Origin of the sequence: Streptomyces atratus (assembly GCF_014648655.1) — a bacterium.
In the GTDB taxonomy this organism is placed as follows: domain Bacteria; phylum Actinomycetota; class Actinomycetes; order Streptomycetales; family Streptomycetaceae; genus Streptomyces; species Streptomyces atratus.
On record NZ_BMRN01000025.1, the window covers coordinates 1 to 10,844 of the forward strand.

Consider the following 10,844-nt stretch of genomic DNA (forward strand, 5'->3'; position numbering starts at 1 on the left):
ATGCCGTTCGGGCGGCCCCTCGCCCTACTACCCGCCTTAGGATGTGACACAGCTCCTATGGGTGGCATCACATCCCCAGCGCCAAATCGGCGGTCTCGACGGGGCATCGGCGACGCGCGAGCCGGGGGCAGCCCTGCGCCGGTCGGACGTGGTGAGGCGAGGCGTCCGATCAGCGCAGGGAGACGGAGCGGCACGACCGGCCCGGGCCCGCAGGCCGACCGAGCAGAAAAGGCGGAGGCCGATACCGGCTCACCGCCGAGTGGATCTGCTCGGCGGGCCACTCAGGGTGGCCGACCCCGCAGCCGGCCGGCGTAATCCTTCGATGGAAAGCCCCTGTTCGTCCGGACGACCGGGTCACTCCTCGGAAAGAACCACCTGAGCCATACGCCGCGCCTCGTCGGCCGAGTCGGCCTGCTGTCCCGGCCCGCGGCTCGGCGGTGCTGGGCGGCCTGGTCGCCGCCACCACGCTCACGCCGGGCCGGCAGCCGGCCGGCGCCTGACCGCCTAGCGTTCCGTACCGCTTTGCGCTCATCGAGCACCATCGCCCGCCGAGGCGCGCATCATCGAAGGAGGGGAGACCATCGACGAGGAGTGGCGATGAGGTTGTCGTTCCTTGAACCCCTCTACGCGGAGCCGGGCCCGTTCGCCTCCGTGTACCTGGACACCTCCCGAGACGTCGAGCATCCCGAGCGGGCCATCGCGCTGCGCTGGCAGCGGCTGCGCGAGAGCCTGTCCCGTCAGGGATCGGACCGGGCGCTGCTGAACGTGCTGGAGGAGGTGGTCGGCGCCGACACAGAGGTGCCGGGGGTGCACGGTCAGGCCATCTTCGCCGCCCACGGCACGCTCGTCCTGGACGGGGAGCTGCCCAGGCCGCCCGAGCACGACTCCGCGCGCTACAGCACCCTGCCGGACGCGATGCCCCTGGTCACCCAGCACGTTCCGGAGATCCCCTACATGGCCGTAGTCGTCCACTACGGCGGCCTTCCGACCGCCGAGACCCACGGCTGGGTAACTCTGGAGGCGGAGACCGGCACCTGGCCCGCGTCCACCGTCACCGCGGGTGAGCGGCTGCACCGCAGGGTCGCGGTGGCGACCTGGCACCGTACTTCCCTCCGGCTCGGCCACCGGCTGGACGAACAGGCGCGGCGCGCCCATGCAGACGCCGTCGTCGTGGGCGGGGACGAGTGGGCGTGCAACGTACTGATCCGCCGCCTGCCGCACACCCTGCGGGACAAGGTCGTACGCGTGGGCGGCCGGACCCCCACCGACACCGGCCGCGCCCTGTTGGAGCCGCAGCTCGACGGCGTCTTCCGCGGCCGCATGGCCGCGCACGACCGGGAACTCGTGGACATCTTCATCGGCCGGCGTGCCCTGGACGGACCCATGACGGAGGGGCTGGCCGCCACCGTCGCCGCCCTCCAGCGCGGCCAGGTCGCGGCACTGCTGCTGAACCGGCCGCCAGGGTCTTCGCTGCGGCTCTGGGCGGGCTCCCGGCCCACTCAGCTCGCCCTGACCGAGGCGGAGCTGATGTCCTTCGGCGTGCGGGCCCCGCGCGAGGAACGCGCCGACGAGGCCCTCGTCCGGGCCCTCGTCGGCACCCGTGCCGAGCTGGTCGTCGTACCGGAGAGCGAGCTGAGGCTGTACGAGGGCGTGGGTGCCCTGCTGCGGTACACGGACCCGGGGACCCCGTCCCGTCCTGACGCCGGCACGCTGTGCCTCCCGGATCACGGGCCGCCCCTTGTGCCCGGCCGCCCCGGATCGCGCCGCGCGCGGAACGTGCCGACACTGGGCCGGAACGGCAGCGCGGCGGATGAGCGGCGGATGGGGCACATGGACAGGGACAGGAGCGGCGCGGAGGAGACGGGCTCTCGATCACCCCGCCCAAGACCTGGGCGGTAGGCGTGCCGACGGTGGCCACCGCGCTGCGGTACTCCCTGGAGCAGACGACGGTCCGCCGTACGGCGCTGACGCTGCTCGACCTCAACCAGACCAAGGGCTTCGACTGGGGCATCCGCTCCCAGATGCCCATGGCGCGGTCGCCCCGCACATTGCTGTGGCCGCGCACGGGGCACACCGAGCGCCACGCGGAGGGCTTCCGGCTGATCGCCCACCCGACCGCACCCGGCTGCGCCGCCGCCTGCTGCCCGCAGACCAATGTCCTGGTGCCGCTGGACAGTACGGCCGGGATCAGCGACACGCCGACGTCGAAGGGGATCGTGGTCGGACCGGAACGCACCACGATCGGGGCCGCCGGCGCCACCGCCACGGCCCCGCGGTCCGATGGCCCGTAAAAGGACCCCCGAGGACCTGGTCCGCGCGGCCCACGCCGTGGGCGTGACCGACGACCGTCTCCTGGAGGCCGTACGGAGCATCCCCCGGGCGGAATTCGTCCCCGCGGACGAGGTGGCATCCGCGTACCGGGACACGCCCGTTCCGCTCCCCCACGGGCAGGTGACCACCCAGCCCTCGCTGATCGCCATGATGGTCTCCGCTCTCGGCCTCACCGGAGACGAACAGGTCCTGGAGGTCGGGACCGGATACGGCTGGCAGACCGCGCTGCTGGCCCGCTTGGCCGCGTACGTCGTCAGCGTCGAGCGCCGGCCCGACCTGGTCGACGAGGCCCGCCTGCGGCTGGCCGGGCAGGGCGTCGGCAATGCCGAGGTCGTACTCGGCGACGGGACCCTCGGAATGCCGACCCGTGCCCCGTACGACGCCGTCATCGTCTGCGCGGCCTTCCCGCGAGTGCCCGAGCCGCTCGTGGATCAGCTCCGCACCGGTGGCCGGCTCGTCCAGCCGATCGGGCAGGGCGGGCAGGAGCGCGTCGAGCTGTACGAGCGGCGGGCCCGCGGCCTGGTGCACCTCAGGACCGTCACCGCGGCCCGGTTCGTCCGGCTGTACGGCGTCCATGGCTACGACCAGCGGTGACGCGCTCAGCGCTGATAGGTCCCGACCAGGGTGCCGGAGGCCAGCTCCCTGCCCTTCAGGGCACGGTGCACATCCTCGGCGCCCGGGTGGTCGTGCAGCGGCAGCGGCTCGGACAGGGCATACAGGCGGAAGAAGTAGCGGTGCGGCCCGTGCCCCGGTGGAGGCATCGGCCCTCCCCAGCCCACGCGGCCGAAGCCGTTGGGCCATGGCAGACCCCCGTGGGGCTTCTGGCCCTCCGCCGCCCCGGTGGTCCGCGGATCGATGCCGGTCACCAGCCAGTGCAGGAAGGTCGTCCCCGGCGCGTCCGGGTCCTCGCACAGGAGCACCAGCTCCGTGGCCTCGTGGGGCACCCCCGACCAGGTCAGGGGCGGTGAGATGTTCTCACCCTCCCCGCTGTACCGACGGGGGATCACCGTTTTGTCGTCGAACGCGGTGCTGCTGAGTTCAATTCTGCTCATGCGCGCCGCCATACCCGCAACGGCGGCACCGGCACCGGTCCGCACCCCCAAAACCCCCGTTCGGCCGAGCCCACCCGGGCCGCCTCCGGAAGCGGGGGTAAAGATGGCAGTGTGCCGACAAGGATCCTGCTCGAGGGCCGCCCCGGCGCGGGCAAGACGACCGCCGTCCGTCGGCTGGCCGCGCTGCTGCCCACCGACGTGGTCACCGGCTTCACCACACAGGAGATCCGGCAATCCGGCGCCCGCGTCGGTTTCGCCCTGGAAACCCTGGCAGGCCGGCGGGAGGTGCTCGCCCATGTCGACCTGCCCGGTCCGCCACGGGTAGGGAAATACGGCGTCGACCTGGGCGTCATGGAACGACTGGCGCTGCCGTCGCTTCAGCCGGCAGGAACCGAGGAGGCGACGGGGCGGCTGGTGCTCATCGACGAGCTGGGACGGATGGAACTGGCGTGCACGGCGTTCCGGCACGCGGTCGACGCGCTGCTCGTCGCAGAGGTCGACGTCGTCGCCACGGTCCACACGCACCGCGATCCGTTCACCGACGCCCTCAAGCGGCGCGCCGACATCGAGGTCGTCCAGCTCACGCCGGCAAACCGGGACGTCCTGCCGGGGGAGCTCGCGGCCCGGCTGCAGCAGCCTCCCTCTCACGGATGAGAGGCCGACCTCGCCGGCTGCGCAGGCGACCGAGTGAGCCGCTGAGGTGTCCGCACGGCAAGGAAAGCGGCCGGCGTCCCGTGCCGCCCGGGTCAGCCCGACCTCGGCGGCTTCTGCGCGTCGAAGGCGAAGAGCGTGTTCTTGGCCGCGGCCACGATCACCGCACGCCCCGCAACGGTCACGCGCGGGCTTGCGCCCTGCTCACCCGTCAAACCATCGGCCTGCGGGTCTGTTGTCCACAGGGGTTTGCCATCGTACGGCGACAGCGCGACCACCCGGCCGGTGGCCGAGCTGAAATACAGCGCGTCGGCTCCCGCAACGGGACCCGACGCACCCTCCACGCTTGTCTGCCGCGACCACTTCTTCCGGCCGGTCGCGGGGTCGAGCGCTGTGACGAGACCGGTCTGCCCGCTCACGTAGACAGTGCCGTCCGCCATGCCGGGCGTCCCCGCGTATGTCTTGGCCAGTCGGGAGTACGTGACCTGCCGCGAGGCCGGGTCGACCCGCGCCACCCCGTCGTAGCCGGCCAGCGCCGTTCCCTCCATGTGTCCCTGAAGGAGTACGAGCCTGCCGTTGGCGACGCCCATCGGCACGGCGGGGCCGTCGACCGCGATGGGCCCGCCCAGTGTCCCCGAGGCGCGGTCGACCGTGTACAGGGTGGGGTGGCGCACCTCCGAGGCATCCACCTCCGCACCCATCGCGCACATCGCGAAGAGCTGTGGGCCCACCGGGACGGGAGCGCACTGCGTACCCGCGGGAAACGGCGTCGTCCAGGCGACCTCACCGCTGTGCGCGTCCCGGGCCTCGAAGCGGGAGTTGGAAGCGTCGACCGTCACGACGGCGGAGCCGACCACAATGGCGTCCTGAGTTCGACCCGTGACGGCCATCGACTGGGCGCCGGACGGCACGGACCACAGCTCCCGGCCGTTGTTCGCGTCGATGGCCACCACCTCGCTGGGAGGGTCCTGCGGGGCGTCCTGGGCGGCGAAGCGGTAACCGAGCACCGTGTCGTCGGTGGCGCCCACCAGGTGCATGCCCTGGACGGGGACGCCGGGACTCTTCGCCGTCCACACCCGCGAGCCGTCCAGGGCCCTGATACGGGTCGCGACAACACCGCCGCCCCCGCAGAACAGCGCGTCGCCGCGCGCGACGCAACGCAGTTCGTCGGGGATGTCCTCGCTCCCGCCCTGCACGGTCTTGCGCCACGGCTCGAAGCCGTCCGGAAGTGCGGCACCCGGCGCCGCAACGCTGTTGCCCTTGTCGCCACCGCTGTTCCCCCCGAAGCCGCCCGCCTTCAGTGCGGCGACTCCCCCGCCGATCGCTGCCACCGCGACCGCGGCCGCGAGCACAGGACGCCATCGGCGACGCAGACGGCGGCCGATGGGGGTGCCGGTGCTCCCTGTATCGGGACCGGCCGGGGTGGTGGTCGGGGCAGTCTGCGCCGGGGTGGCCCGCGTCGCGAAGTCATGCTGGGTGATCACGTCGCGGGTGCAGCCCGCGCCAACCCCGTTCGCGTCGGTCCCACCGAGGTCGGCCGGCAGGTCCCGCAGCAGCACGAGGAGTTCGTCCACCGAGGGGCGCCTCTTGGGCTCCTTGTCCAGGCACGACTCGACGACCGCGCGCAAAGCCACCGGCACGGCACCCAGCGACGGCTCCTCGTGCACCACCTGATACGCCGTCATGTATGGGCTGTCCGCGTCGAAGGGCCCGCGGCCCGTCGCTGAGTACACCAACAGCGTCCCCAGCGAGAAGACATCGGACCGCGGCCCCACACCACGCGGCGCCTGCAACTGCTCCGGCGACATGAAGGGCGGCGTGCCGATGACGCGCCCCGTCATCGTCAGCGTCTGCTGGTCCACGGCGCGTGAAATGCCGAAGTCGATGACGCGCGGGCCCTCGGGCGAGAGCACGACGTTCGAGGGCTTCAGGTCACGGTGGACGACCCCCACCCGGTGGATGTCGCGCAGCGCCTCCGCCAGCCCGATGGCGAGCCTCCTCAGCTCCGCTCCGTTCAGCGGGCCCTTCGTGGCGATGTGCTGGGCGAGCGTGTGCCCCTCGATATAGGTCGTCGCCATCCACGGCTGCTCGGCCTCAGGGGCAGCGTCGACCACGGCGGCGGTGAACGCGCCGCTCACCCGCCTCGCCGCCGCCACCTCCTGCCGGAAACGGATACGGAACTCGTCGTCCCCCGCGAACTGCTGGTGAATCAGTTTGATCGCGACAGGTCGCCCCGAACTCGTACGGGCCAGAAAGACCGTGCCCATGCCACCCGAGCCGAGCCGCGCCTCAAGCGGATAGCCGCCGATCTCGACTGGATCACCTCCGCGCAGCGACACTCTTCCCGACCTCCCGTCCCCCGTGTACCTCTGCCGACACGGACCTGCGTATCTGTCCTGCACACAAACTAGCCGCAGGGCAGTACGGCAGAGCAAAGCGGGTGACGAACAGGGAGCCCTGGGCTGCTCCCGTGCCGCACATGGACCACCTGGACCGCACAGGACACGATCTGCAACCTGTGCCATGTGGTACCGCAAAAGCACTCCGACCGGCCTTCGGCCCCGATCACCAGCGACCACCTGCCGAGATCCGGACCAGGAGCGGATCAACTCGGCCGCACATCAGGAATTTTCATTCGTTGCCGCAGGCCAGAAGAGGCTGAGGTCGCGTACCACCAAGAGACAAAGGACCTGCTGGCCGCCTTCGCCCACCATGCGGCGGCAACGCGCGCTGCTCATTTGGTGCGGCCGGACTTCCCCTCTACGGTCCCACCGAAGCGATCGACTGACCGACGAAGCTCAGGCGCACCTGACGGTCCGCATTATCGACGTTCGTGTCCACCAACCTCCGTTAAGGCAACTGCCAAGGTACTCGATCGCTCCCTCGACGTGGCGCCTCATCGAGAAGATGACGCATTAAGCGGGAACGAACATAGCTGCAGGTCAACGCAGGTATGCGGCCGCGCCAAGCGCCCTTTCGGGCATCTGGAGCGTTCACAACCGGTCAGAGGAGCACTCCTGTCGGAGCCGAAGCCCGTCCACCCCGGCCCTCTCTCGGACGGCGTCAGGTAGACGAGCTACGCCCCCGCCAGGGTCCCACGACGGCGCAGGCGAGCTCCGTCCTCCAGGCGTGCTGGAGAGGGCCTGTCAAACGAACGGCTCTGGCCCGTACTAGGTGGTGACGTTGAGTAGCTATCCGTGATCACGATCTTGTGATGGATGTCAACTCCCTTATGGTCACGGTGTTTCCGGGGCTGTCGGTGCTGGTCGTCGAGGACGTGGCGGACGGCGGTGACGCGGTGGCGATCACGGCCCGCACCCTGGATGTGGCGGTGCCATGTCCGGAGTGCGGGACTCCGACGGCGAAGGTGCACGGGCACCACGGCCGGACGGTGACGGACGTGCCGGTCGACGGCCGCCAGGTTGTCGTCCACCTGCGCGTACGGCGGCTGGTCTGCCCTGTCCCGGGCTGCCGGCGGCAGACCTTCCGCGAGCAGATTCCCGGACTGCTGGAGCGCCATCAGCGCCGCACAGTGCGGCTGGCCGACCAGATATCCCAGGTGGCGCGGGAGTTATGCGGCTGGCCGGCCGCGCCTCGCCGGTCTGCTGGCTGTGCCCGTTTCCCGCAGCACTGCGCTGCGCTATCTGCGGCGCCTGCCGCTGCCGCATCAAGCGGTCCTGCGGGTGATCGGCGTGGACGACTTCGCCCTGCGCCGCCGGCATCGATACGCCACGATCATCACGGACGCCGAGACCGGCGGACGCGTCGCGGTCCTGCCCGACCGTGAGGCGGCCACCCTGGAGTCCTGGCTGCGGGAGCACGGCAGCGGTGTCGAGGTCGTATGCCGGCACGGATCAGCCACCTACGCCGAGGCCGTCCGTTGCGCTCTGCCCGACGCGGTGCAGGTCAGCGACCGATGGCACCTCTGGCACAACCTCTGCGCCAAAGTCCTGCTCGAGGTCCGCGCGCACGCCGACTGCTGGGCTACCATCAACCCGCCCCGCCCCGGCGGAGTACGCGAGCAGACCACCCGCGAACGCTGGAACAAGGTCCACGATCTCCTCGGCCAGGGCGTCGGCCTGCTCGACTGCTCCCGCCGCCTCAACCTGGCCCTGAATACCGTCAAACGGTATGCCCGCATGCCCGAACCCCAGGCCCTGCGCATCGTCCCCGCCTACCGACCCACCCTCGTCGACCCCTACCGCGACCACTTCCGCGAACGGCGCCAGGCCGACTCCGCAGTCCCCGTCACCCAACTGCTGCGAGAGATCCAAGAGTTGGGCTACACCGGCAGCGCCAACTTGTTGGTTCGCTACCTCAACCAGGGTCGCGCCGAAGGCGACCGCCCCGTAACCACGCCGCGTCATGCCAGCCGTCTCCTACTCACCGACCCCGAGAATCTGCGCCCGAAGGAAACGGCCCTGTTGGAGAAGATCGCCGCGACCTGCCCGGAGATGACCGCGCTCACCGATCTCGTACGCGGCTTCGCCGCCCTGCTGAAACCGGCCGAGGGCAACGATGTGAAACTTACCGGGTGGATCACCACCGCCCGCGCCGTCGACCTGCCGCACCTGCGCAGTCTCACCAACGACCTCGAAATCGAGCGGGCCGCCGTGGACGCCGACCTCACCTTGCCGTACCACAACGGCCGCACCGAAGGCGTCAACACCCGCGCCAAGAGGATCACGAGACAGATGCACGGACGCGCCGGAATCGACCTCCTCCGCCACCGGATCCTCCTGCCCTGACGGACACCCAGCGTCACCACCGACTACGTGCCAGAGCCGAACGATTTACAGTCCCGGCGAACGGCGAACCCCAACAAGAAACGATTTTGCCGCGCTTAAACGCCAAGCGAAGTTGCTAACCCTCGACTCCGTGAGTCTCCCTTGAGGCAACCGTCGACGAGGCGCTGGATTGGCTCGTTCCTTACTGTTCCGGCAGCGGGCGTCATCAGGCGAGGCCGACTCACGAATACGCTTCGATGGGCCAGGCTAGAGTGCTCGTTCTTGCTGCTTCCCACGCTGAGCGGGACGACAGCCGGGAGTGACGAGGTTCAGTCTCAGACCTGTGAAGGTGAGGGTTTCTGTTGGGGGGAGCGAGCAGGCGACGACCCACTGTGGTTGTGCTCACTGCTTTGCAGGTGGAATACGAGGCGGTGCGCCAGCACATGGTGGACGTCCACGAGGTCGAACTGCCACAAGGCACCCTTCTCGACGTCGGCCGGATGCCGGGCCTCAACTGGGAGGTGGCGCTGGCGGAGACGGGCCCCACCAACACCCGTGCGGCCCTCGTCGCGCAGTCCACGATCGAGCACTTCGACGCCGAGGCTGTGCTGTTCGTCGGCGTCGCCGGTGCGCTCAGGGACGATATCCACCTCGGTGACGTCGTCGTCGCCAGCAAGGTTCACGGCTATCACGGTGGACGCGAGAGCGTGGACGGATTCGCCGCCCGCCCTGACACCTGGTCGCCGGAGCACGACATGGACCAGCTGGTACGCTCCGCCCGTCGCAACGAACCCTGGGCTTATCTCCGCCCGGACACCCGCCTCTCCACACCACCCAAGGTTCATTTCGAGCCGATCGCGTCAGGTGACGTGCTGCTCGGCTTCCGCGACTCCGAGACGGCCCGACGGATCCGCCGGCACTACAACGACGCGGTGGCCGTCGACATGGAGAGCCACGGCGTCACCCACGCAACCAGGATGAACAGCGCGGTGCGGGCCCTGTCCATCCGCGGCATCAGCGACTTCGCCGACCCGGACAAATCCACACGCGACGCCACGGGCTCGCAGGAGACGGCGGCGCGGCACGCCGCCGCCTTCGCCATGCGGGTGCTGCGCGACCTGCGCCCGAAACGGCAGGTTGCCCAGGAGCCGCGCAGCGCACCCGCCATGGTCGTGGTGTCCGCCCCCGACCGCTCCCCCGAGCCGGCCGCCTGGGACAGCCGGCCCGTCATCGATGTCGCGGGACAGCAGTACCTGCTGTACGAAAGCCCCGGTGATCTCGTTCACGAGTCGCGGGACGGCGACGTGCTGCGACGTCAGGCAGTGGCACGCGTGGTGCCCGACGGGGGTGGTCGCGGCGCCTACGCCTGGCTGCGCCAGGTCGAACGGACAGGGCCGCTTCCCGGCCCGAACCAATTCGACCCGCTGGCCGCGCTCGAACAGGAAGCCGAGCTGTGCCGCAGGCTCCGTGGCCCCGACGTCGTACAGCTGACCCGCAGCGGGAAGACCTCCACGCTCGCTCTGGCCTGGCCGGGCGACGCGAGGCTCGGCAGCCCCATGGGGACTGTCCATGAACTGCTGCCCGAGTCGCCGACGCCGACGGACCCGCAGCGCCTGTGGTCCATCGTGAGAGGGCTCGCCGACGTGGCCCACGTCCTCGAACGGTTGAGCGGCGCGGGCTTCTCGCACCGCGCGCTCCGGCCGACCGCGGTCGTCATGCACCGGCCCCAGATGGTGCTGCGCGACTTCGGTCTGGCCACCGTGCCGCCCCGCCCGGGCGAGAACGCCGGGCCCTACCGGGCACCCGAGCAGCGGCACGGCTCCCGTGGACGCCCTGGGCCGGCCACCGACGTCTACCAGTTGGGCGCGCTGCTCCACCGCGCGCTGACCGGCCGTATCCCCGACCCCAGGCTGCCTGCCTACCGCGGCTCGGACTCCGTACCGGACAGTCTCGTCCACGCGGTCGCCGGTGCGCTGCGGGAGGATCCGGGGGCCCGCCCGGAGGCGCGTACGCTCCGCCTCGCTCTGCTCTCCGCCGCACGCGAGCTGGCATCCGTCCCGCCGCCCCAGCGCTGAGGAGCGCC

General features: G+C 70.7%; 7 protein-coding genes and 1 pseudogene. 6 read left to right on the top strand and 2 right to left on the bottom strand.

Annotated elements, in window-relative coordinates; translation table 11 throughout:
* Positions 1–597: 597 nt before the first annotated feature.
* From IEZ15_RS29375 to IEZ15_RS29385, 3 genes are read left to right on the top strand one after another with little or no spacing between them, the layout of a single operon-like run.
* Entirely contained in the window at positions 598–1,899 is a 1,302-nt protein-coding gene (locus IEZ15_RS29375) for a baeRF2 domain-containing protein (protein ID WP_229846165.1), read from the top strand.
* A gap of 2 nt (positions 1,900–1,901) precedes the next feature.
* Positions 1,902–2,291, top strand: a complete 390-nt coding sequence (locus IEZ15_RS47245) for a hypothetical protein (RefSeq protein WP_189280166.1) — start codon at positions 1,902–1,904, stop codon at positions 2,289–2,291.
* Complete coding sequence (locus IEZ15_RS29385; protein WP_189280095.1) at positions 2,281–2,925, top strand: protein-L-isoaspartate(D-aspartate) O-methyltransferase; 645 nt, start codon at positions 2,281–2,283, stop codon at positions 2,923–2,925. The genes IEZ15_RS47245 and IEZ15_RS29385 overlap by 11 nt, the downstream gene beginning before the upstream one ends.
* A 5-nt stretch (positions 2,926–2,930) precedes the next feature.
* On the opposite strand, the gene IEZ15_RS29390 is transcribed toward IEZ15_RS29385, so the two are convergent.
* Positions 2,931–3,383, bottom strand: a complete 453-nt coding sequence (locus IEZ15_RS29390; protein ID WP_189280096.1) for a YbhB/YbcL family Raf kinase inhibitor-like protein — start codon at positions 3,381–3,383, stop codon at positions 2,931–2,933.
* A gap of 111 nt (positions 3,384–3,494) precedes the next feature.
* On the opposite strand from IEZ15_RS29390, the gene IEZ15_RS29395 reads away from it, so the two are divergent.
* A complete protein-coding gene (locus tag IEZ15_RS29395) occupies positions 3,495–4,037 on the top strand; it encodes a nucleoside-triphosphatase (RefSeq protein WP_189280097.1) in 543 nt (180 codons plus the stop codon).
* A gap of 92 nt (positions 4,038–4,129) precedes the next feature.
* Here IEZ15_RS29395 and IEZ15_RS29400 read toward each other — a convergent pair whose 3' ends face one another.
* Positions 4,130–6,373: a serine/threonine-protein kinase gene (locus IEZ15_RS29400; protein WP_189280098.1), complete on the bottom strand. Its 2,244-nt coding sequence runs from the start codon at positions 6,371–6,373 to the stop codon at positions 4,130–4,132.
* Between the two features lie 875 nt (positions 6,374–7,248).
* Between IEZ15_RS29400 and IEZ15_RS29405 the strand changes: the two are divergent.
* Both IEZ15_RS29405 and IEZ15_RS29410 read left to right on the top strand, forming a co-directional pair.
* A pseudogene (locus tag IEZ15_RS29405) lies at positions 7,249–8,782 on the top strand (ISL3 family transposase).
* A 377-nt stretch (positions 8,783–9,159) separates the two neighbouring features.
* Positions 9,160–10,836, top strand: coding sequence for a phosphorylase family protein (locus tag IEZ15_RS29410; RefSeq protein ID WP_189280099.1), 1,677 nt, complete (start codon positions 9,160–9,162; stop codon positions 10,834–10,836).
* Positions 10,837–10,844: the final 8 nt, after the last annotated feature.